General features: G+C 67.5%; 18 protein-coding genes and 1 pseudogene. 16 read left to right on the forward strand and 3 right to left on the reverse strand.

Going from position 1 to position 19,484, the window contains the following annotated elements; translation table 11 throughout:
- The 8 genes from FXN61_RS07335 to FXN61_RS07370 form a co-directional block, all read left to right on the forward strand.
- Positions 1-318, forward strand: a 318-nt coding sequence (locus tag FXN61_RS07335) for a hypothetical protein (protein WP_167971494.1), incomplete at its 5' end; no start/stop codon positions are given.
- 180 nt (positions 319-498) lie between these two features.
- The gene (locus FXN61_RS07340; RefSeq protein ID WP_167971495.1) at positions 499-1,533 is read left to right on the forward strand and encodes a LacI family DNA-binding transcriptional regulator; all 1,035 of its coding nucleotides are present in this window, start codon (positions 499-501) and stop codon (positions 1,531-1,533) included.
- 115 nt (positions 1,534-1,648) lie between these two features.
- Positions 1,649-2,935: a sugar ABC transporter substrate-binding protein gene (locus FXN61_RS07345; RefSeq protein WP_167971496.1), complete on the forward strand. Its 1,287-nt coding sequence runs from the start codon at positions 1,649-1,651 to the stop codon at positions 2,933-2,935.
- Between the two features lie 168 nt (positions 2,936-3,103).
- Positions 3,104-3,946, forward strand: a complete 843-nt coding sequence (locus FXN61_RS07350) for a carbohydrate ABC transporter permease (protein WP_167971497.1) — start codon at positions 3,104-3,106, stop codon at positions 3,944-3,946.
- A gap of 3 nt (positions 3,947-3,949) precedes the next feature.
- Positions 3,950-4,846, forward strand: a complete 897-nt coding sequence (locus tag FXN61_RS07355) for a carbohydrate ABC transporter permease (protein WP_167971498.1) — start codon at positions 3,950-3,952, stop codon at positions 4,844-4,846.
- Positions 4,847-4,888: 42 nt separating this feature from the next.
- Positions 4,889-5,845: a glycoside hydrolase family protein gene (locus tag FXN61_RS07360; RefSeq protein WP_167971500.1), complete on the forward strand. Its 957-nt coding sequence runs from the start codon at positions 4,889-4,891 to the stop codon at positions 5,843-5,845.
- A 15-nt stretch (positions 5,846-5,860) separates the two neighbouring features.
- Positions 5,861-7,867: a glycoside hydrolase family 32 protein gene (locus tag FXN61_RS07365; RefSeq protein WP_167971501.1), complete on the forward strand. Its 2,007-nt coding sequence runs from the start codon at positions 5,861-5,863 to the stop codon at positions 7,865-7,867.
- Between the two features lie 470 nt (positions 7,868-8,337).
- The gene (locus tag FXN61_RS07370; protein WP_188134788.1) at positions 8,338-9,363 is read left to right on the forward strand and encodes a hypothetical protein; all 1,026 of its coding nucleotides are present in this window, start codon (positions 8,338-8,340) and stop codon (positions 9,361-9,363) included.
- Positions 9,364-9,395: 32 nt separating this feature from the next.
- Here FXN61_RS07370 and FXN61_RS07375 read toward each other — a convergent pair whose 3' ends face one another.
- Complete coding sequence (locus FXN61_RS07375; RefSeq protein ID WP_167971502.1) at positions 9,396-9,920, reverse strand: DUF2269 domain-containing protein; 525 nt, start codon at positions 9,918-9,920, stop codon at positions 9,396-9,398.
- Positions 9,917-10,114, reverse strand: coding sequence for a hypothetical protein (locus tag FXN61_RS07380; protein WP_167971503.1), 198 nt, complete (start codon positions 10,112-10,114; stop codon positions 9,917-9,919). The genes FXN61_RS07375 and FXN61_RS07380 overlap by 4 nt, the downstream gene beginning before the upstream one ends.
- Before the next feature lie 93 nt (positions 10,115-10,207).
- On the opposite strand from FXN61_RS07380, the gene FXN61_RS07385 reads away from it, so the two are divergent.
- From FXN61_RS07385 to FXN61_RS07410, 6 genes are all read left to right on the forward strand, one after another.
- Positions 10,208-10,792 carry a TetR/AcrR family transcriptional regulator gene (locus FXN61_RS07385; RefSeq protein ID WP_167971504.1) on the forward strand — a complete coding sequence of 195 codons (585 nt, stop codon included), beginning with the start codon at positions 10,208-10,210 and terminating at the stop codon, positions 10,790-10,792.
- Between the two features lie 209 nt (positions 10,793-11,001).
- Positions 11,002-12,372 (forward strand): LVIVD repeat-containing protein, encoded by a 1,371-nt coding sequence (locus FXN61_RS07390; RefSeq protein WP_167971505.1) that lies wholly within the window; start codon positions 11,002-11,004, stop codon positions 12,370-12,372.
- Between the two features lie 52 nt (positions 12,373-12,424).
- Entirely contained in the window at positions 12,425-13,768 is a 1,344-nt protein-coding gene (locus tag FXN61_RS07395) for an LVIVD repeat-containing protein (protein ID WP_167971506.1), read from the forward strand.
- 68 nt (positions 13,769-13,836) lie between these two features.
- The gene (locus tag FXN61_RS07400; protein WP_167971508.1) at positions 13,837-15,741 is read left to right on the forward strand and encodes an LVIVD repeat-containing protein; all 1,905 of its coding nucleotides are present in this window, start codon (positions 13,837-13,839) and stop codon (positions 15,739-15,741) included.
- A 146-nt stretch (positions 15,742-15,887) separates the two neighbouring features.
- Positions 15,888-16,517, forward strand: coding sequence for a TetR/AcrR family transcriptional regulator (locus tag FXN61_RS07405; RefSeq protein ID WP_167971510.1), 630 nt, complete (start codon positions 15,888-15,890; stop codon positions 16,515-16,517).
- Positions 16,518-16,586: 69 nt separating this feature from the next.
- On the forward strand, positions 16,587-18,026 hold the full coding sequence (locus FXN61_RS07410; RefSeq protein WP_167971512.1) for an MFS transporter: 1,440 nt from the start codon (positions 16,587-16,589) through the stop codon (positions 18,024-18,026).
- A gap of 60 nt (positions 18,027-18,086) precedes the next feature.
- Here the strand turns inward: FXN61_RS07410 and FXN61_RS07415 are convergent.
- Positions 18,087-18,371: pseudogene (locus FXN61_RS07415) on the reverse strand (heavy metal translocating P-type ATPase); the annotation flags it as partial.
- Positions 18,372-18,505: 134 nt separating this feature from the next.
- On the opposite strand from FXN61_RS07415, the gene FXN61_RS07420 reads away from it, so the two are divergent.
- Together FXN61_RS07420 and FXN61_RS07425 are read left to right on the forward strand one after the other, a co-directional pair.
- Positions 18,506-18,883 carry a VldE C-terminal domain-containing protein gene (locus tag FXN61_RS07420; RefSeq protein ID WP_512698738.1) on the forward strand — a complete coding sequence of 126 codons (378 nt, stop codon included), beginning with the start codon at positions 18,506-18,508 and terminating at the stop codon, positions 18,881-18,883.
- A 210-nt stretch (positions 18,884-19,093) separates the two neighbouring features.
- Positions 19,094-19,477, forward strand: a complete 384-nt coding sequence (locus tag FXN61_RS07425) for a hypothetical protein (protein ID WP_167971516.1) — start codon at positions 19,094-19,096, stop codon at positions 19,475-19,477.
- Positions 19,478-19,484: the final 7 nt, after the last annotated feature.

Raw genomic sequence — 19,484 nt, forward strand, 5'->3', positions numbered from 1 at the left:
CACGCCGCCGCCGCGGTCGACCGCTCGCACCAGACCGGCCACCGCCTGCACCACGCCCACGCACTCGCCAGCCTGGCCACCGCCACCCTCCTCCTCGGTGATCGCGACACGGCCCAAGCCCGTGCGACAGCGGCGCACATGATCCACAAGGACGCGGGTGCCAGGGTCGGTGAGGCCGAGACCCTCGTCGTTCTCGCGCGCTGCGCCACCGATCCGGAACGTGCGATGACCTACCTGCATGACGCCCAGAACCTTCTGGCACACGCGCATGCGGCAACCGATCACGTCGACGCGTTGATCAGAACGCTGCGGACCTGACCACGTACGAGCCGAGCGTGAGCGTGTAGCCCTGGTCGGACCGCCACTTATGGCCGCCTCGCCAGAGGTCACTCGCCGTCTCCATCGACTCTTGACGGGATGATCGACCGGGTTGCATACTCGCTTAACCTCAAGTTAATCGATTAAACACATCGGAGAGACGAAGGAGGGGGTGCCGCGATGGTTCGTGTCCGGATGTCCGACGTGGCGGCCCGTGCCGGCGTCTCCACCGCGACGGTGTCGATGGTCCTCAACGGGGTGAACTCGACGCGCATCTCGCCGCAGACCCAGCAGCGTGTGCGCGAGGCGGCCGAGGCGGTCGGCTACAAGCCGAACTCCGTGGCCCGCAGCCTCCGGACCCAGCAGACCCGCATGGTCGGCCTGATCTCGGACACCATTGCCAGCACGCCGTTCGCGGGGCGGATGCTGGCCGGCGCCAACGACGTGGCTCGCGAGCAGGGTCATCTGGTCGTCCTCGTCGACACCGAGCGTGATGTCGAGGCGGAGCGCCAGGCTCTGCAGGCCCTGAGCGGGCAACAGGTCGACGCCATCATCTACGCGTGCATGTGGCACCGCGTGGTCGAGGTGCCGGAAGGGCTGCCGGGGGACGCTGTGCTGCTCGACTGTGCTCCGGCCTCGGGTGGCCGGGCCGCAGTCGTGCCGGATGAGCGCGCCGGTGGGATGGCCGCGGTGCGGGAGCTGCTGGCAGCCGGGCATCGCCGGATCGCTTTCCTGGACGCGGAGAAACGGTTCGACCTCGTCGCCTCGCGGCTGCGGTACGAGGGGTATCTCGAGGTCCTCGCGGATGCGGGGATCGAGCCGGACCCCGCCTTGCACGTGCGCGCTGAACCGGTGGCCGGCGGTGGGCGGGAAGCAGCCCTGCGGCTGCTGGAGCTTCCGGAGCAGCGACGGCCCACCGCGATGTTCTGCTTCAACGACCGCATGGCGATGGGCGCCTACGCGGCCGCGCACCATTGTGGGCTTTCGATTCCCGGCGATCTGTCCGTCGTCGGGTACGACGATCAGCAGCTGATCGCGGCCGACCTCGACCCTCCGCTGACGACGGTCGCGTTGCCGCACTACGAGATGGGCCGATGGGCGATGGAGGTGGCTCTCGGGTTGCTCAAGGGGGATCCGGCAGTCCCGCATCTCATGCCGTGCCCGATCATCCGGCGGGCCTCTGTGGGCCCGCCGCCGGCTCAGTTTGGCGACTGATCGACCGGCGGCGGATCTCACTTCGTTGCACTGCACTCCACATGGCAGTTGGCGCTGCCATCCGGCACGGAGGCGACGGCTGGTCGCGCTCCGCGACAGAGAAAGAGACGTTACGGTGAAGCGTAAGTCCCTCTCGATCTTAGCAGTGGCGGGCTTTTCCGCGGCGCTCGCGCTCAGCGGTTGTGCTCGTGCGAGCCACGACGGCTCCTCGTCCGGCGGTCCCGGCGAGATCACGATGTGGACGCACTCGGCAGGCAATCCCGGTGAGCTGGCGGTGTACCAGCAGATCATCGCCGACTTCAACGCGTCCCAGAGCCAGTACAAGATCGTCCAGCAGAACTTCCCGCAGGGCTCCTACAACGAGGCGATCACCGCGGCCGCGGCGGCGCGCAAGCTGCCCTGTCTGCTCGACATGGACGGTCCGGTGATGCCGAACTGGGCCTGGGCCGGCCATCTGCAGCCGTTGGGGCTGCCGGACGACCTGATCAGTTCTCTGTTGCCCACGACCGTCGGCCGCTACAAGGACACCGTCTACTCGGCCGGCTACTGGGAAGCCGCGCTGTCGATCTTCGCGCGAAAGTCCGTGCTGGACAGGAACAGCATCAGGATCCCGACCGCCGACAAGCCGTGGACGCTGGACGAGTTCGACGTGGCCGTGACCAGGTTGAAGGCGAACGGCTACACCACGCCACTCGATCTGGGCGCCGCGGACAAGGGCGAGTGGTGGTCGTACGCGTACTCGCCGATGCTCCAGAGCACGGGTGGCGACCTGATCGACCGCGGCACGATGAAGACCGCCGACGGCGCGTTGAACGGTCCGGACGCGGTGAAGTTCTTCACCTGGTTCCAGCAGGCGTTCAAGAACGGCTGGGCGGACAACGCGGGCCCGGTCGGCAACCAGCGGTTCATCGACGACAAGGTGGCTCTGAGCTACACCGGTGTGTGGAACGCCAAGGACGCACTCGCCGGCGTCGGTGACGACCTGCTGATCCTTCCGCCGGTGGACTTCGGCAAGGGCCCGAAGATCGGCGGCGGCTCCTGGCAGTGGGGCATCTCGGCCGGCTGCAAGAACGCCGACGGAGCCCGCGCGTACCTGACGTTCAGCTTCCAGGACAAGTACCTCACCGCCTTCGCCGACAGCCAGGTGGTCATCCCGAGCACGACGGCCGCCGCGAAGGCGTCGAAGTACTTCAGCGACAACGGTGCCCTGCACCAGTTCGCGGTGCTGTCGCAGAAGTTCGCCCTGGCGCGGCCCGCCACCCCCGGCTACCCGGTGATCTCCTCGACCTTCGAGAAGGCGGCGAAGGACATCATGAGCGGGGCCGAGGTGAAGTCCACTTTGGACACGGCGGTGCGAGCGATCGACACTGACATCTCGTCGCAGAACGGCTACGGCTTCTAGATCGTCTCTCCCGCCGGGCGGCAGCGCCCGGCGGGCTGAGAGGGAAGGTGCCTCCCATGACGGCGATCTCCTCGCCGGACACCCCGCGCGGCGAGCGCGGCCCCGAGATCTGTCTCTCGACGTAGGACCCGCGCCGATCTGCGCTCGGAGCGCCGTGCGGGATGGGCGATGGCCGCCCCGGCGGTGCTTCTGCTGCTGGCGTTCCTGATCGTCCCGGTGATCCTCGGCTTCGTCCTGTCGTTCACCAACGCGAGGCTGATCTCGCCGGAACCGACCAGCTTCACCGGTGTCGACAACTTCGTCCGGGCTTTCACCGCCGACCCCACGTTCTTCCGCTCGCTGCTGAACACCTTCGCCTTCGCCGCCGTCGTCGTTCCGGTGCAGGCGGGGTTCGGGCTGGTCCTCGCGATCCTGGTGAACCAGAAGATCCGCGGCGCGGTGGCGTTCAGGGTCGTCTTCTTCATCCCGGTCGTGACCTCGATCGTCGTGGTCTCGATCCTGTGGAAGTTCATGTACCAGCCGGACGGGCTGATCAACTCTTTCATCGACTCGATCACCTTCGGTGCCTGGCAGGGCACCGCGTGGCTGAACAACCCGAGCACCGCACTCACCGCGATCATCGTGCTGTCCATCTGGCAGGCCGTCGGCTTCCACATGCTGATCTGGCTGTCCGGGCTGCAGACCATCCCCGGAGAGCTGTACGAGGCCGCGCGGATCGACGGTGCGGGTAGCTGGCGGCAGTTCCGCGACGTGACGTGGCCGTGTCTGCGACCGACCAGGGTGTTCGTGCTGATCACCATCACGATCGCGGCGCTCGGCCTGTTCGTGCAGATCGACGTGATGACCCAGGGCGGCCCGGTGGACTCCACCTCGACGCTGGTCTACCACGCCGTCCGCATGGGCTACCGCCAGCAGCAGATCGGCTACGGCTCAGCACTGTCGCTGGTGTTCTTCGTGCTGGTCCTCATCGTCGCGCTGGTGCAGCGCTTCCTGACCCGAGACAAGGACTGAGCCATGACAGTGCACCCTGTCGAGCGCGTGCTGCGCCGTCGCCAGCGGCTCTGGATCTACCTGGCGATGGCAGGACTCGCCGTCTTCTTCCTGTTCCCGTTGGTGTTCATGTTCGTCTCCAGCCTGAAGCCCGACGGCCAGATCCTGTCCGACGTCGGCGGCTGGCGTGCGTTCCTGCCGCTCGGCGACATCAGCTTCCGCAACTACTCCGGGGTGTTCGACCGGGTGCCGGTCGGCCGGTTCCTGCTCAACTCGTTGTTCGTCACGACGGTCATCGTGGGCGCTGGGCTCGTGATCAACTCCATGGCGGGGTTCGCGATCTCCCGGTTGCGCTGGACCGGCCGCGGCGTGGTCCTGAGCATCATCATCGCCACCCTGATCGTGCCGTTCGAGACGATCGCGGTGCCGATGGTCTACTGGGTCTCGCAGCTGCCGACCCTGCTGTTGCAGAACGGGCAGCTCGTCTACGACTTCGGCTGGCTGGACTCGTACGAGGTGCAGATCGTCCCGTTCATCGCCAACGGCTTCTCGGTCTTCCTGTTCGCCCAGTACTTCTCGACCATTCCGACCGCGATCGACGAGGCGGCGCGGATCGACGGCGCGGGCTGGTTCACCATCTACCGGAAGATCGCCGTCCCGTTGTCGGGACCGGCGTTCGCCACGGTCGCGATCCTGACCTTCCTGCCTGCCTGGAACCAGTACCTGTGGCCCAGCATGGTCGTCCAGGACGAGAACCTGCGGCCGGTCATGGTCGGCATGCAGTATTTCTTCCAGGACAACACGGCGTGGGGCGAGATCATGGCCTACACGTCGATGATCACGCTGCCGGTGCTCGTGGTGTTCCTCGCCTTCCAACGTGCTTTCGTCAGCAGCGTCGCCGCGAGCGGTGTAAAGGGCTGACGCGCGATCTCGTTCTCTCACACGACTTTTGAAAGGCTGTGGATGTTCGCGCTGCCCGAATCCTGGGTCTGGGACTTCTGGTTCGCCGACGACGGCGAGCACTATCACCTCTTCTTCCTTTACGCCTCAAGGGCTTTGCGTGATCCCGATGCCCGCCACCACCGCGCGTCGATCGGCCACGCGGTCTCGACCGACCTGACGAACTGGACCCGGATCGAGGACGCGCTGGTCCGCGCGGACGCCCCGGCGTTCGACGACCTGGCGACGTGGACCGGTTCGGTGGTGCGCCACCCGGATGGCACGTGGTTCCTGTTCTACACCGGCGCCACGTCCGCCCCAGAAGGCAAGAACGTGCAGCGGATCGGCTACGCCACCTCACCGGATCTCGTGACCTGGCACCGGGCTCAGGAGAACCCGGTGCTGGCCGCTGATCCCCGCTGGTACGAGACGCTGAACGCCGGCGTCTGGCACGACGAGGCGTTCCGTGACCCGTGGGTGTTCGCCGACCCGGACGGCGACGGCTGGCACATGTTCATCACCGCCCGCGCCGGCTCCGGCGAACCGTTCGAACGTGGCGTGGTCGGCCACGCGGTCTCCTCGGACCTGCGGCGCTGGGAGCCGCGCCCGCCGCTGACCGTTCCCGAGCCGCGGGGCTTCGGGCAACTGGAGGTCATGCAGGTGGAGGTGGTGGACGGCAGGCCGATTCTGTTGTTCTCCTGCCTGGCCGAGCACGCCTCGTCCGACCGCAGGGCGACCGGCACGACCGGTGGAATCTGGGCCGCCCCTGCCGACGGCCTGCTCGGGCCGTTCGACATCGCGGCCGCCGAACCCGTCACCGACGACCGCTTCTACAGCGGGCGCCTGATCCGCCGCCGGTCCGACGACCGGTGGGTGCTGATCGTTTTCCACAACCGCGGCGAGCACGGCTTCGTCGGCGTCATCAGCGATCCCATGCCGGTGGCGTGGGACGGCAAACGCCTCAGCGTTATCGGTTCCTAGAGTTCTGGAGGTCGGATGAGCTCAACGACGAGCGGACTTCGCCTACTGCGGATCGCGTTCGCCGCCGCACTCGTGCTGGCGACCGCAGCCGTGGGCCTGTCGAGTCCCGGCGGCGCCACCCCGGCGCCGGCAGCGGCCACTTATCGCGCGCAATACCACTTCACAGTGCCCGACCGTTGGAAGAACGACCCTCAGCGGCCGGTGTACCTCAACGGGAAATACAACTACTACTACCTCTACAACGCCGACTATCCGACCGAAGTCGGGACCGCATGGCGGCTGGCGACGACCTCCGACGGGGTCGCCTTCGCGGATCAGGGCATCGCCGCGCCGAAGAAGACGAACGCGAACCACGACCTGTGGTCCGGATCCGTGGTCGTGGACACCGCGAACACGGCAGGCTTCGGCGCCGGTGCGGTGATCCAGCTCGTCACGCAGATGGATCACCCGACCCCCGCGCAGATCGCGAACGGCTCCGGGCCGCAGGCGCAGTTCCTGTGGTACTCGATCGACGGCGGCCGGACGTTCCGGCCGCACGGCGACACACCGGTGATCCCGAACGGCGGCCGAGGCGCCTTCCGCGACCCGAAGGTGATCTGGGACGCCGAACGCGGACGGTGGGTCGCGACGATCACCGAAGGAGACCGGATCGGGTTCTTCACGTCGCCGGACCTCAAGACGTGGACGCGACAGTCCGAGTTCGCGAGCACCTACGGCACGCTCGAATGCCCGGACCTGTTCCAGATCCGCGCCGATGACGGCACCACGCACTGGGTGCTGGGCGTGAGCGCAAACGGCAGGGCGGCCGGGAAGCCGGAGACCTATGCGTACTGGACCGGTACGTTCGACGGGGTCACGTTCACGGCCCACTCCTCTGTGCCGCAGTGGCTGGACCACGGCTTCGACTGGTACGCCGGGGTCACCTGGGAGGATCAGTCCGCGCCGTTGGACCGGCGGTTCGGAATGGCCTGGATGAACAACTGGGCATACGCGGACAACACACCGACCAGGGCTTCGGACGGCTTTAACGGAACCGACTCGATCGTCCGGCAGATCACGCTCAAGCGCTACGCGGACGGGTATTCGCTCGTCTCCCAGCCGACTCCGGCCCTGGCTTCCCATGCCTCGTCCGTGACGAACCTCGGCACCATCGAGGTCAACGACGGCCTGCTGCCGCTGGCGTACCACGGCACGGCATACCAGCTGGAAACGGACGTCAGCTGGACCCAGCTCGACAACATCGGGCTGCAGTTGCGGGTGTCTGCGGACGGGACCCGGCACGCGGATGCCGGGATCTACCACGACTACAGCTATCTGAACCGGCGCCAGACCGGGCAGCCCGATCCCAGCGGGCCGCGGGGTGAGAGCCACGCTCCGTGGAATCCGGCGAAGACCACCGCGCACCTGAGGATCCTGGTCGACCGGACCACGATCGAGGTGTTCGTCGACGACGGCCGATACGTGCACTCCAGCCAGGTGTTCGCCGACCCCTCGGACACCGGCATCAATCTCTACGCCACCGGCGGCAGCGCCACCTTCGCCAACACGACGATCACCGAGTTCAACGACCTGACCCAGCGCCCGGCCAAGGTGCTCTCGGGATTCGAAGGCTCCTCCTACGACCCCGGCTGGACCGCCACCGGCAGCTTCACCGGAACCGGGCCGGTGTCCTGGCACCTGCCGGGCATGGTCGGCAACGCGGCGCTGGACACGTTCGTCGGCGGCGGTGACCCGGCCACCGGCGCGATCACCTCACCGGCGTTCACCCTGGACCGCGACCACCTGCACTTCCTGATCGCCGGCGGACACCATCCACACGGCTCACCAGGGGAGACCTCGATCAACCTGATCGTGAACGGCCAGGTGGTGCGAACCGCCACCGGAGACGACACCGGGGTGCTCAGACCAGTCGATTGGGATGTCAGCGCTCTGCAGGGGCAGAGCGCCCGAGTGCAGGTGATCGACCAGGCCACCGGCACGTGGGGGCACCTCATGGCCGACCAGCTGCTGTTGAGCGACTGAGCGGACAGATCGGAGGAGGACGGCGTGTCCGTCCTCCTCCGATCCCGGCCGAACGGTGGTCAGGAGCGCTAGCACCAGGCAGGCAGCCATGATCGCGGCCATGGGGAAGACGGTTGTCGCTCCCAGCACGCCCACCAGAGGGGACACGGCGGCCCCGATGAGGAACTGGGTGCAGCCGAGCAGGGCGGAGGTGGCGCCGGGTGCCACGCGGCCGAGGTTCTGCGCGGCGGCGGTGACCGCGGTGCTCTGCACCTGCGGCCTGGTCGACCAGGACGGTGGCGGCGGGGGAACAAGAGTCCGTTGCCCACGCCGAACAACGCGGGCGCCACCAGTAGTAGCCGAATCGGGCCCGCAGCCGGTTGCCCTGCTACTACTCCGCATAGTGGATTCAGTAGCCGTCTTCCTTGACTCAGATACCCGGTAGGGGTAAGTCGGGATACCCCAGGCCCGTATCGACGGAAGGAGGCGGCATGTCGGTCTTGAGTGATGAGCGACGCCGTGACCTGATCACCGGAGCGATCGGGACATGGCTCGTGGTCGCGCTCGTGAGTGACGGCTGGGCGCACTTCAACGTGCCGGAGCTGGAGAGTTTCTTCACGCCGTGGCACGCCGCGCTCTACGCGGGGTTCGCGGCGATGGCCGGGTGGATCGGGCTGCTCGTGTGGCGGGCTCGCGGCGCAGGCCACTCAATGCCGGACGGGTACCGCGGCGCGGCGGCTGGCGTGCTCGTGTTCGGCGTTGGTGGAGTCGCTGACCTGCTGTGGCACGAGATCTTCGGGATCGAGGTGGCGGTCGACGCGCTGGTGAGCCCGAGTCACCTGATGCTCGGCGCCGGCGGTCTGCTCATGCTGAGCTGTCCTCTCCGGGCAAGCGGTGTGCTTCGTGAGAACAAGCCGTGGCCGGCGGTGGCAGTGCTGTCGCTGGTTCTGTCCACCGCGCTCATCGCGTTCTTCCTGCAGTACGCGTCGCCGTTCCCGATGCCGGCCGTGGTCGAGTCGTTCATCCCCACGCCCGAAGGCACACCGGGACACCTCCAAGCTGAGATGCCGGTCATCGCCGGCTTGAGCGGCTATCTCGTCACCACAGTGCTGTTCACCCTGCCGTTGCTGCTGATCCTGCGTAGCAGGGAGCGATTCGCCGCACCCGCGACCGTGCTCGTCGGCCCGATCGCGTGGTTGCCGGTAGCCGTCGTCGGCTTCCCCTGGGTTCCGGTGGCCGGTGCTGTCGGGGCTACCGCAGGGGCGATCGTCGCCGACTTCCTGCTGGCACGTGCGCGCACCGCGCTACCGATCATTGCCGGTGGCGTGTCGGTGCTGGTGTGGGCCGGTCAGCTGGCCGGGCTCGCGGTGGCCGACGCGCTGCGTTGGCCGGTGTCGTTGTGGGCGGGGGCGGTTGTGCTCGCCGGATTCACCGGCGCGGCTGTCAGCTTGCTGGCGGCTGTTAGCTCGGCGGACACGACAGCAGCATCAGTGTCACCAACGCCGCAGGCACGATGATGACGGAGGGCCTGTGGGACTGCCGGCCACAGCTACGGCACGACCGCCGTGCGCTGGCTGCCGCGTTGTTTCTGTTGCTTGCGCCACCCGTAGCGGGTCAGGCCGCGCGGCTTGTACACGGACAGGATCAAGGCCAGGAGTAGTACGACCAGGCCGCCGATGGAGTGGCCGAGGGTCCCCGGCAACTCGCGGGGGTCGCCGGCGGAGGCAGCTGCCTCCGCCAGGCGGCTCACGACACTCGTCTCGATCAGCAGCACGGTCGTGGCCGCCAGGGTCAGCACGAGCTTGGCCAGGACCCAGTAGTGCCGGAACAGGCCCCAGGTGGTGCCCAGGGCGTTGATGATTCCGATGAGCACCGACACGAGCGCCAGCGGGACGATGGCGTAGCGGACGGTCACTTCCATGGCGAGATACATGGACCGCGTCAGCTGAACGTCCTGACTGATCACGGCGGTCACATCGAGAGCCAGGTAGGCGATCACCGCGCCGAGCCAGCCGACCGAGGTGGTGACGTGCGCGGTGAGCACGAGCTTGCGCACGCGTGGCGGCATGGTCATGCATGCCCGCCGACGATGACGCCGGCCGACGACAGGTGGCGAGCGGGTCCGTGCTGCCCGCCGACTCCCGCCAACTGCAAGACGAGGAACAGCAGGACGAGAGCGCCGACGACGATCAGAGACACCTTCACCCAGCGCGGCATGCGTGGAGGTGACTCGTCGCCGCCAGCGGGATCGGGGGACTGGCTGGTCATGCGGACCTCCTCTGCGTCATGCCGAGTTTATCGAGACAATGTGTCGATGTCTAACTGAAGTGTCACGGCATCATCACTGCGTATACTGCGTGGGTGCCGAAGCTGTGGAACGAGACGATCGAGGCGCACCGCCGCGACGTGCGTGAGGCGATCCTGGACACCACCGCTGAACTGGTGGCCGAACACGGCCTGCTGTCGGTGACGATGTCGCGGATCGCCGAGAAGACCGGCATCGGACGGGCCACGCTCTACAAGTACTTCCCGGACGTTGAATCGATCCTGAGCGCGTGGCACCAACGGAAGATCTCCGCCCACCTCGCCGAGCTCACCGAACTCCGGAACGGGGCAGGCGACCCCGGTGAACGGCTCGAAGCGGTGCTCGCGGCCTATGCGCGGCTGTCGCGCGGCCGCTTCTCCCACGCGCACCCCGGCCACGAGCTCGCGGCGGTCCTGCACCGGAGTGCGCACGTCACCCAGGCGCACAAGCATCTCCGCGACCTGATCAAGGGCTTGCTGAACGATGTGGCGGCAACCGGCAAGCTGCGGGACGACGTCGCGGTCGACGAACTCGCCGGCTACTGCCTGCATGCGCTCGGTGCGGCGAGTGAACTTCCTTCGGAGGCGGCGGTGGACCGTCTCGTCGCGGTGACCATGGCGGGCTTGCGCGCGGCCGTCTGACTCCGCTTCGGGGCCTGTACGTGGCCGTGCTTCACCGCCGCGCGACGAGTTGATCTCATGACCAAGAACAACTGTCGTGCGCTGAAAAAAGTTCGAAGCAAGATAGTAGGCCATTGGGGTGACTCGGGTCACACTGTTGGGGTTTGCGTCGATTACTCCTCATGGGGGTAGCAACGGCGCTGCCCCTTGCCCGAAGGGAGTGGCCTGCTGTGAACCGACTACGGCGGCTGACCACCGTCGCTCTCCTCGTTGCCGCTGTGCTGGTGATCCCAGCCACGGCCAATGCGCACGACCCGGAAGACGGCGGAACCCACCCGCCGACCGGTGGTGGTGCGCCGGACCTGCACAGCGCGAACATGACCTTGCTGGAGAACCTGCCCAAGGTCGACACCGCGACTCAGTCCGACCTCGCGTTCGAAGGGAACTACGCCTACGCGGGCACCTTCAGCGGTTTCCGCGTCATCGACATCTCCAACCCCGCGGCTGCGCAACAAGTGGCCTTCAAGCCGTGCAACGGCGGGCAGGGTGACGTGTCGGTCTACAACGGACTGCTGTTCGTCTCGGTCGACACGCCGCAGAGCAAGCCCGAGTGCGACAGCGTCAACACGCCGGCGACCAACCCGGCGGCGTGGGAGGGCGTGCGGATCTTCGACGTCCGCGACCCTGCCAACATCAAGCACATCGCGTCCGTGCGCACCGACTGCGGCTCGCACACCCACACGCTCGCGCCAGCGGGCAAGGGCAGCCTGTTCGTCTACGTCTCGTCGTATGCGGTGACGACCACGTCGATGGGCCCGAACTGCCAGCAGTTCCACGGCAAGATCTCGGTGATCCACGTGCCGCTGCAGAACCCGGCGAACGCGCAGGTCGTGTCGACTCCGCCGACCACCGGCGTGACGGTGTTCGACCCGGCGCGGCTCGAGTTCGCCAACCCGGCGCTGCAGCCCACCACGGGCTGCCACGACATCACCGTCCTCACCCCGTTGAACCTCGCCGCGGCCGCGTGCCTGAGCGTCGGCCAGATCTGGGACATCAGCGATCGGGCGCACCCCAAGGTGCTGCACACCCTGACGACACCTCAGGTGCAGGCCTGGCACTCGGCGCAGTTCACGTGGGACGGCAAGCGCGTGACGTTCGGTGACGAGGCCGGCGGTGGCGTGATTCCGCGCTGCCGGGCCGAGGACCCGCCGACGAAGGGTGCGGTGTGGACCTACGACGTCGCTTCCGGAGCGGAGCTGGGTCACTACAAGCTGCCACGCTTCGAGAACAGCGTGTGCACCATGCACAACTTCAGCTACGTGCCCGGCATCGACCGCGACATCCTCGTCTCCGCCGCGTACACCGGCGGCACGACCGTCGCGGACCTGACGGATCCGGCCAGCCCGGTGGAGATCGGCTTCTACCGCGCGGGTGACCCGATCGCGGCCAACACGTGGTCCACGTACTGGCACAACGGCTTCATCTACGCCAACGACATCAACCGGGGTCTGGACGTGTTCGCGCTCGACCACCCGGCCGTCGCCGGTGCCGCGTCGCTGCAGCGCGACAACCCGCAGACCCAGGAACGGCTCTTCCCGTAGCCGAGGAGGTTTCCGCGTGTCCCGAAGAATCTTTCGAACTGCGGGTGCGCTCGTGGCAGCGAGCATCCTGATCACCCCGGCGACCGCGGTCGCCGACCACGCCACGAACCCGCACTCCCCGAACATGCACGCCAAGGGCCACAGCCCGCACCCGGCCACGTTCCTCGGTGAGCCGGACGGTGTCCGGCACGTCAACTCCGACATCGCCTTCCGCGGCAACCTGGCGTTCCACGGCAACTACGACGGGTTCCGCATCGTCGACATCGCCGACCCGGACAACCCGGCCGAGATCGTGCACCAGCGCTGCAACGGCGATCAGGGCGACATCGTCGTGTGGGAGAACATCCTGGTCCGCGCCTGGAACTCCAAGAAGGCCGTACCGCGCGACTGCGACGGCCAGACCGTCCCGGCCGGCTGGGAAGGCGTGCACGTCTTCGACATCAGCAACCTGAGCAACCCGAGCCTGGTCGCCTCAGTGGAACTGCCGTGCGGCTCGCACACCCTCACCGCCGCCCCGGACAACGGCCGGTTGATCGTCTACAGCAACAACTCCAGCAGCACCGGCTGCGGCACGAGCGGCAACCTGGCGCTGGAGAACGTGCTCGGCGACTTCATCGACGTGATCGAGGTGCCGTTCGCACAGCCGGAGAACGCGAACCTGCTCCGGCGTGAGCCGCTGGCCGGTCCGATCACCAACGTGCGCACCGGATGCCACGACATGGGCGTGATCCTCGGCAGCGTCAACCTGGCCGCCTGCGCCAGTGCCGACGCGACCAACGTCTTCGACGTCGGCGCCAACGCGCATCCCGGCGGCAGCCTCGCCGACCCGGTGTTCCTCTACACCGTCAGCGAGCCGGGTGTCGGCCAGGCGGGCACCAACGGCCGCTGGCACTCGGCGACGTTCAGCTGGGACGGCAAGGTTCTCGTCCTGGGTTGGGAACCCGGTGGCGGCTCCGAGCCCGAGTGCCAGAGCACCGACCCGGACGTTGACAAGAGCATGTTCTTCTACGACGCCCACACCGGCGCCAAGCTCGGCCAGTGGGCTCTACCGCGACCACAGGACGGCGTCGCGGAGAACTGCACCATCCACAACTACAACATCGTGCCGCTGCGCAACGGCCGCTACATCGCGGTCGGCGGGCACTACCAGGCAGGCACCTGGGTCACCGAGTTCACCGACCCGGCCCACCCGGTGACGATCGGCTGGTCCGACCCGCCCGCGATCAGCCCGCCCGACCTTGGCGGCGCTTGGTCGTCGTACTGGTACGACAACTTCATCTACGAGTCCAGCATCACCGAAGGACTCAACGTGTACCGGCTCAGCGGCGACGCCACCGGCGGCGCCGTCCGGCTCGGTCACCTCAACCCGCAGACGCAGGAGTTCTCCCTGCCGTGACATCAGACCCTGGGCCCCGTCGGACGACGGGGCCCAGTTCGAGGGGGCTCAACGAGGAGACAGAACCAATGAGAACCAGACGGCTCTTCACCGCACTCGCCGCGGCCGCGCTGGCCGCCGCGATGGCGGTACCCGTGGCGGCACACCCCGGCCAGCACGGCCCCCTCGACGGACACCTGCTCGGTCCGGGCGCGTGGGGCGACCTGCAGCTGTTGGGCAAGGCCGACCTGACCAACACCGACGACCTGATCGCCGACGTGGCCATCGACCCCCGCACGACGCACGCCTACCTGGCGAACTGGGGCAAAGCCACCTGTGACGCCAACCGCGAGGACGGCGACCCCGATGCCGGCGCCTACGTCGTCGACATGACCGACCTGGCGAACCCGAGGCAGATCGGGTTCATCCCGCACTCCCAGGACAGCCGGCCTGGCGAGGGCATGCAAGCGCTCCAGATCGACACGAAGTTCTTCAACGGCACCATGCTTGTGATGAACAACGAGCAGTGCGGCAAGAACGGCCGGGGCGGCGTCTCGCTGTACGACGTCAGCAACCCGAGCAAGCCGAACAAGCTCTCCGAGCACTTCGGTGACCGCGCGAACCTGTCGCTGGGCGACGCCAACGACATCCACAGCGCGTTCGCCTGGGACGCGGGCGACAAGGCGTACGTGGTGACGACCGACAACTTCGAGTCGGGCGGCCCGGACGTCGACATCCTGGACATCACCAACCCGAAGCGGCCGCGACTGATCCGCGAGATCGACGTCGACGCCGAGTTCCCTGGTCTGACCCAGACCAACCTGGGCCTCACCCAGGTCTTCCTGCACGACATGGTCGTCAAGAACATCGGCGGGCACCAGGTCATGCTGCTGTCCTACTGGGACGGTGGCTACGTCCAGCTCAACGTCGACGACCCCGCCAACCCGACGCTGATCGGCGACACCGACTACCTCCACCCCGATCCCCAGCTGCTTGAGTCGACCGGTGTCGCGCGCACCGCGGAGGGCAACGGGCACCAGGCCGAGTTCACCGCCGACAACCAGTACTTCATCGGCACGGACGAGGACTTCGCGCCGTACGGAGCCACGAACTTCGCCATCACCAGCGGCCCCAGCACCGGCTCGTACTCGTCGGTGCCGGTACCTGGTTCCACGCCGATCGTCGTCCTCGCCGACGACAAGCTCAACGGACCGGTCGTGTACGGCGGCTACGGCTGTCCGAACTCGGCGCCGATCCCGTCGCCTGCCTCGATTCCCGGCTACGAGGCGTCGCTGCAGGCCGGTGAGGAGAAGATCGTGGTGCTGCAGCGCGGCCCGACCGGTGACCCGAGCGCACCTGAGGCAGCCTGCTTCCCCGGCGAGAAGGCGCATCAGGCCGTGCTCGCCGGCTGGGAGGCCGTGGTGTTCGTCCAGCGGCACGGCGGCACCGAGAACCCGCCGTTCTGCGGATCGGGCGCATTCGTCGACGCCGTTGTCGGCGTGTGCACGAACCACGAGGCGTACCACAAGATGTTCGGCACGCCCGTCAGCTTCACCTACCCCGACGGACCGGCGATCGGCACCGTCGGCGAGCGGGTCGAAGCCACCGCGGCGTTCGACGGGTGGGGTTACGTGCACCTGTTCAGCAACCAGGCGGACGCGAACAAGAAGTTCGCCGAGCTGGACACGTTCGCCATCCCCGAGGCCATGGACGAGGACTACGCGGTCGGGTTCGGTGACCTGAGCGTGCACGAGGTCGCGACCGACCCCAACGACCCGAGCCGCGCCTATCTGTCGTACTACTCGGGCGGAATGCGCTCACTGAGGATCCAGTGCACCGGCCCGAACAGCTGCGAACTGATGGAGAGCGGTGGATACCTCGCGCCCAACGGCAACGACTTCTGGGGCGTCGAGGCGTTCACCCGCAACGGCAAGACCTACGTCGCGGGCAGTGATCGCGACGACGGTCTCTACCTCTTCGCCACCGGACCGTAGGGGTGAGCGGCGCGAGCCGGGCGAGGACACCTCGCCCGGCTCGTCGTCGAGGGCTCAGTCCGTACCCTGGATCCAAATCTCCGGAAGGGGTGGATGTGGGTTCGCGGCGTGGGAAAACCGCAGACGACGGGAAGGCTGCGGTCCGGATGGGCCGACCGCCCCTGGTCGATCGGGAGGCGATCATCCGGGTTGCACTGGAGATCGGGTTCTCGCGGCTCACGATGCCCGCCGTGGGGGAGCGGCTGGGGATTTCGCACTCCACGTTGTATCGGTACTTCCGGAGCCGGGACGACCTCGCGGCCGCGGCGGTCGACCAAGCGGTCAATGCGATCGAATGGCCGCAGCCCGGCGAGGACTGGCGTGCCTACCTGGCGGAAACGGCGTGGGCACATTGGCGTCTCTACTCGGCACACATCGGTTTGGCGAGGGAGATCACGGCGTTGCGGGTCATAGGACCTGCCTTGGTCAAGCGTGACAACCAGACCGGAGTCCGCCTTCTGGAGTGGGGATTCGATCCGGTTGACGCCGTGCTCGTGGTGGACATGTTGGCGGAGCTGGTCACCCAGGCGTTTCTGGCCGCGCCGGAACAGGCTGATGGCGCGGTCGACCTGCTTCAGCGACGTCGGCAGGAGCTCATCGGCCCGTGGATCGATCAGTACGACCCACGCCTGCGGGAGGTGCTCGTCGGCGCCGTGTCCGGGCCCACTGCCGCTTGGTTCGAGCGGAAGCTGACCCTTTTCCTTGACGGCGTGGCAGGTCGTCGAGCTGCTCGCTGAGTTGCGGTAACTTTGTGACAGAGTGTCATTAAGTCGCCCTGTCACGTTGCCGAACCCAGGGGAGGGGCAGTGTCACAGTCGAAGTCGGCGCCGTCGGCTGTCGAGAGCCCGGAAGTCCAGACACCAGATCCCCGGCGTTGGGGAACGCTGGCTGTCGTTGTCTCCGCGCAGCTCCTGATCGTTCTGGACTCGTCGGTCGTCACCATCGCACTGCCGTCGGCACAGGCCGAGCTCGGTATGTCCGACTCGGCCAAGCAATGGGTCGTCGCCGCGTACACCCTGACGTTCGGGGGTTTTCTCCTCGTCGGTGGTCGCCTTGCGGACGTGCATGGCAGAAAGAAGATCTTCCTGCTCGGCTTGCTCGGCTTCGCGGTGACCTCGGCGCTCGGAGGGCTTGCCGTTGGACCGGTCATGCTTCCCCTGGCTCGTGCGGCGCAGGGAGTGTTCGCCGCGTTGCTCGCTCCTGCCGGGTTGGCGTTGTTGACGACGGCGTTCAGCGATGCGCGCGAACGTGCTCGCGCCTTCGGCATCTTCGGTGCCGCAGTCGGATCGGGGATGGCCGTGGGCATGGTTCTCGGCGGTGTCCTCACCGAAGTCGGGTCATGGCGATGGTGCCTGCTCGTGAACGTTCCGTTGGTACTGGTCATCCTCGTTCCCGCCGTTCGGTTTCTCGCCGAGAGCCAGCGCGAAGCCGTGATCAAGTACGACCTGCCCGGCGCGATCACCGGCACGCTCGGTGTCGGAACGTTGATCTACGGCCTCAGCGAGGCTGAAACCGTGGGCTGGAGTCATCCGTCCACGGTCGCGTTCGGACTGGCCGGACTGGCGCTGCTCGTCGCATTCGTCGTCATCGAACGCAGGTCGGAACGGCCGATGATGCCGCTGCGCATCGTGGTTGACCGCGTGCGCGGTGCCGGGTACGCCATCGTGTTTCTTGCCGGAGCTGCGCTGCTGGCGTTCTACCTCTTCCTGACCTACTACCTGCAACTCGTCCGCGAGTACTCGCCGCTGCTGACCGGACTGGCGTTCCTGCCCAGTGCTGTCGGCGTCTTCCTGGGCTCGCTGGGGGCCGGCCGGATCCTCGGTCGAACGGGTCCGCGAGCTGTGCTGACCACAGGTCTGTTGCTGGGTGCGGCCGGCATCGCCTACCTCGGCGTGCTCGACCGGGCCAGTGGCTTCTGGTCGGTGGTCTTCCCCGCTCTGATGGTGAGCGGCCTGGGCATCGGAGCTGCCCTCACCACGGTCACCAAGATCACGCTGGACGGCGTGCCGTCCGGCGACGCGGGTGTCGCCAGCGCACTGACCAATGCGATGCGCCAGATCGGCGGAGCGGTTGGTGTGTCGGCGCTCAACGTCGTGGCGCTGTCCGTCACCGCGGCGAAAGGTGATTCGGGAGACGACGCGCTCACAGAAGGCTATGTTGCGACGTTTGTCGTGGGCGCTGGGCTTCTCGCGCTCGCATCGGTCATCGCCGTTGTCATGACCGGCTCACGACGTGTGCGTGGATAGTCGGCCCAGCGGCTGGCAGGAAGTGGTCCGGCTCGCGGACGTGCGAGCCGGACCACCGGGTCAGACGGTCTGCTTGTTCGCGCTGCGGAATCCCCGCAGGCGCAAGCTGTTGCTCACCACGAACACCGACGAGAACGCCATCGCGGCGCCCGCGATCATCGGGTTGAGCAGGCCGAGTGCGGCCAGCGGTAGTGCGGCCACGTTGTAGGCGAAGGCCCAGAACAGGTTGCCCTTGATGGTGCCGAGCGTCCGGCGCGACAACCGGATCGCGTCCACCGCGGCCCGCAGGTCACCCCGGACGAGGGTGAGGTCGCTGGCCTCGATGGCGACATCCGTGCCGGTACCGGTGACGGGGGACCGGTGCCAGGTGGCGCGGACGTTGCCGGCCTGCCCCGCACCGGTGCCCTGCACCGGGCCACCGACGGGATGCGTCGTCGACGATCCCACGACGGCTGGGTGCCTCACCGCGGCCACCGCACATGCGCTGCAACAGATTCGCAGCGCCTTCGGGTCGCAGATCATTTCGGCCAGTCATTTCGGCCAGCTGCTGGGGCGCGCGCCCGGAAACACCGTTCAGCGACCATCCGACCGGCAAGGCTTGTGACGTGTTCCCTGACAAGTTCGGTGTGTTCCCCGTCGGCGAGCGGCTCGCGGCGGGCTGGCGGATGGCTTCTTGGACGCGGGCGTACGCGGGCCCTCTGAAGATCCGCTACATCATCTGGCAGGGGCGTTACTGGGATCCGACCACCGGCGACCAGGGTGGGTGGCGTGAGAAGTACACCGGCGCGGGGGTGTACGACGTCTCCAGTCCCACCGGCGGTCACTACGACCACGTCCACATCAGCTTCACCGCGTGATCGAGGAGCAACGCGATGGCAGGCGGCAGTCCACGAGGTGTTCTCCTAGCCGTGCTGGCTGCGGGTGGCCTGCTGCTGGTGTCCGTGTTGATCGACAGGGACACCAACGGAGAGCATGCACCGGCGACCACTTCCTCCGCACCTCCGCCATCGTCCACAGAGGAACCTGCAGGGCCAGCGGCCCGGTCGGCGATAGCTCACACACCACAGGTGCCGCTCTCGGATGCACCGTCAGCGGCGGCGGGCACGAACTTCGCCGATCCCCGATCCGTTGCGATGGCCTATGTCGAGGCCGCGCATTCGGCTGAGCCGGCCGAGATCGGCCGTGCCAACCGCCGGGTGCTGCCGTATCTCGCGCCCGAGAACCCCGACAACCCGCGTGGCTCGCTGGTCGTGGATGCGGCAGGCAAGGCGGTCGTGATCAGCGTGGAGGTGGCCGTCGGCAACGAGGACCAGTCGGCGGCGACCACGAAGGCGACGTGGCGATCAGGCGACGGTCAACTCCGCGAAACGTTCGTCACGCTGCGCCGCCAACCGGATGGGCGGTGGCTCGTCACGGCCGAGTTGGCGCGGTTGCAGCCTGCCGACCGGTGAGCGTCCT

The organism is Lentzea indica, assembly GCF_012184385.1.
Taxonomy (GTDB): Bacteria; Actinomycetota; Actinomycetes; order Mycobacteriales; family Pseudonocardiaceae; genus Lentzea; species Lentzea indica.

Excerpts from the sequence above, each read along its gene's own strand:
- FXN61_RS07350 (WP_167971497.1), top strand. The coding sequence starts at position 3,104 with ATGGCCGCCCCGGCGGTGCTTCTGCTGCTGGCGTTCCTGATCGTCCCG.
- FXN61_RS07370 (WP_188134788.1), top strand. The coding sequence starts at position 8,338 with ATGTCGGTCTTGAGTGATGAGCGACGCCGTGACCTGATCACCGGAGCG.
- FXN61_RS07355 (WP_167971498.1), top strand. The coding sequence starts at position 3,950 with ATGACAGTGCACCCTGTCGAGCGCGTGCTGCGCCGTCGCCAGCGGCTC.
- FXN61_RS07380 (WP_167971503.1), bottom strand. The coding sequence starts at position 10,114 with ATGACCAGCCAGTCCCCCGATCCCGCTGGCGGCGACGAGTCACCTCCA.
- FXN61_RS07400 (WP_167971508.1), top strand. The coding sequence starts at position 13,837 with ATGAGAACCAGACGGCTCTTCACCGCACTCGCCGCGGCCGCGCTGGCC.
- FXN61_RS07365 (WP_167971501.1), top strand. The coding sequence starts at position 5,861 with ATGAGCTCAACGACGAGCGGACTTCGCCTACTGCGGATCGCGTTCGCC.
- FXN61_RS07375 (WP_167971502.1), bottom strand. The coding sequence starts at position 9,920 with ATGACCATGCCGCCACGCGTGCGCAAGCTCGTGCTCACCGCGCACGTC.
- FXN61_RS07420 (WP_512698738.1), top strand. The coding sequence starts at position 18,506 with ATGCGCTGCAACAGATTCGCAGCGCCTTCGGGTCGCAGATCATTTCGG.
- FXN61_RS07360 (WP_167971500.1), top strand. The coding sequence starts at position 4,889 with ATGTTCGCGCTGCCCGAATCCTGGGTCTGGGACTTCTGGTTCGCCGAC.
- FXN61_RS07340 (WP_167971495.1), top strand. The coding sequence starts at position 499 with ATGGTTCGTGTCCGGATGTCCGACGTGGCGGCCCGTGCCGGCGTCTCC.
- FXN61_RS07405 (WP_167971510.1), top strand. The coding sequence starts at position 15,888 with ATGGGCCGACCGCCCCTGGTCGATCGGGAGGCGATCATCCGGGTTGCA.